This window comes from Flavobacterium sp. (assembly GCF_043720215.1).
In the GTDB taxonomy this organism is placed as follows: Bacteria; Bacteroidota; Bacteroidia; order Flavobacteriales; family Flavobacteriaceae; genus Flavobacterium.
Genome location: NZ_JAYSSZ010000051.1, coordinates 1 through 2,121, shown reverse-complemented (window position 1 = coordinate 2,121; position 2,121 = coordinate 1). Strand labels below are relative to the sequence as shown.

General features: G+C 33.9%; 3 protein-coding genes. 2 read left to right on the top strand and 1 reads right to left on the bottom strand.

Going from position 1 to position 2,121, the window contains the following annotated elements:
* Together ACHZC3_RS02180 and ACHZC3_RS02175 are read left to right on the top strand one after the other, a co-directional pair.
* Positions 1 to 959, top strand: a 959-nt coding sequence (locus tag ACHZC3_RS02180) for a phosphoribosylformylglycinamidine synthase subunit PurQ (RefSeq protein ID WP_394758238.1), incomplete at its 5' end; no start/stop codon positions are given.
* 1 nt (position 960) lies between these two features.
* The gene (locus ACHZC3_RS02175) at positions 961 to 1,377 is read left to right on the top strand and encodes a thiol-disulfide oxidoreductase DCC family protein (RefSeq protein ID WP_394758237.1); all 417 of its coding nucleotides are present in this window, start codon (positions 961 to 963) and stop codon (positions 1,375 to 1,377) included.
* Between the two features lie 43 nt (positions 1,378 to 1,420).
* Here the strand turns inward: ACHZC3_RS02175 and ACHZC3_RS02170 are convergent.
* Positions 1,421 to 2,121: S8 family serine peptidase (locus tag ACHZC3_RS02170; protein WP_394758236.1), on the bottom strand; the 701-nt coding region annotated here is incomplete at its 5' end.

Sequence of the window (2,121 nt, the reverse complement as noted above, 5' to 3'; positions counted from 1 at the left end):
CGACTGAAACTTTAGACCTTGGGGATTTTACTTTCGATATAAAAAAATATAGAGACATTTGGTTCAAAACCTCTTTCCTTTTAGACTCTAAACAATCGAAAAACGGAACAGCTTTGGCACGTTATAATAATTATAAAAACCAACCACTTAGGTATACTTTCCCAACGCATTTTGATGGAAAAGCTCCTGTTTTAGACAATTCGAAACCAAGACCAAAAGCGGCGATTATTCGCGAAAAAGGAAGTAATTCTGAGCGTGAAATGGCAAATGCCATGTATTTAGCTGGTTTTGATGTAAAAGATGTGCACATGACCGATTTAATTTCAGGTCGTGAAAACTTAGAAGACATCCAGTTTATTGGTGCAGTGGGTGGGTTCTCAAATTCAGATGTATTGGGTTCTGCTAAAGGTTGGGCTGGTGCATTTTTATATAATGAAAAAGCAAATACAGCTTTGAAAAACTTCTTCAAAAGAGAAGACACACTTTCTGTTGGAATTTGTAATGGATGCCAATTGTTTATGGAATTAGAATTAGTTAATCCTGAACATAAAGTACATGGAAAAATGTTGCATAACAATTCACACAAACATGAAAGTATATTTACCTCAGTAACTGTACAAAAAAACAATTCGGTGATGCTTTCTACATTAGAAGGTGCTACTTTAGGGGTTTGGGTTTCTCATGGTGAAGGAAAGTTCAATTTACCCGAAAGAGAAGAAAATTACAATATTGTAGGGAAATATGGTTACGATAGTTACCCAGCAAATCCAAATGGATCCGATTACAATACAGCTATGTTGTGTGACACAACAGGTCGTCATTTAGTGATGATGCCGCATATAGAACGTTCAACTTTCCCTTGGAACTGGGCGAATTATCCGACCGATAAAAAAGACGAAGTTTCTCCTTGGCATGAAGCGTTTGTGAATGCTAGAAAATGGGTTGAAAATAAAAAATAAAATGCTAGACTTACCAAATAATAAAAAAATAATTCTTTTTGATGGTGTATGCAATTTTTGTAATTCATCAGTTCAATATGTAATCAAATATGATAAAAATGATATTTTTAGGTTTGTTGCATTGCAATCAGAATTAGGTCAAAAAATTATAAAGCATATTGGCATTTCTGAAAAACATATTGATAGTATTATCCTATATGAACCTGGAATAGCTTATTATTATAAATCGACAGCTGTATTATTAATTGCAAAAAATCTAAATGGCATCTTAACATTCGGAACACTTTTAAAAATAATTCCGTCGGGCTTAAGGGATATTCTATATGATTATATCGCTACAAATCGTTACAAATGGTATGGCAAACAAGAATCTTGTATGATTCCATCTGAAGAATTAAAAGCTAAATTTTTAGCATAAAAAAAACTCCTTAATAAATTAAGGAGTTTTTCGTTCATAATTTTTATTGAACTGCTAACGAAGCATCAATCATTCCATATCCAAATTCAGAATGTTTGGTAGGATATAAATGTGAAGATTTTCGCATTTTGGTTAAAACTTGATCACGTGTCCATGTTGGATACTTAGACCACACTAAAGCCGCAATACCTGCAGTCGTCGCAGTCGCAACCGAAGAACCACCTACATAATCTCCTTGACCCTCATTATAACTATTTACTGGTACAGTATTTCCTGTTCCTGATTTTTGCATCATTATGGTAAAATCAATTTTCCCACCAGTATGACATACATCACAAGCTTGGTAAGTTGAAGCTTCTTTTATTCCTGTAACCGCAACTGTTTCAGACATCCAAGCAGGAAAAATAACACCCACAAAAGTTGTAAAATCTGTTGAAGTTCCTCCTGCACAAAAAATTAATTTTCCTTTACTGTAGGCATATTTTATTCCGTCTTCAATTTTTCCTACAGAAAAAATGTGACCCATAGACATTGAAATTATTTTTACTTTAGTATTATTTGCTAATCCTGTAAATGCATTTTTAACACCATTTTGCTCATGATAACCGTCAAGAACAACATTTGACGCAGCTCTATAAGTAACTAGATTCGAATTATAAGCAACACCAACTGGTTTACCATTATCATTACGAGGAGCAGCCGCAACAGACGACATACTTGTTCCGTGTCCACACAAATCATTTG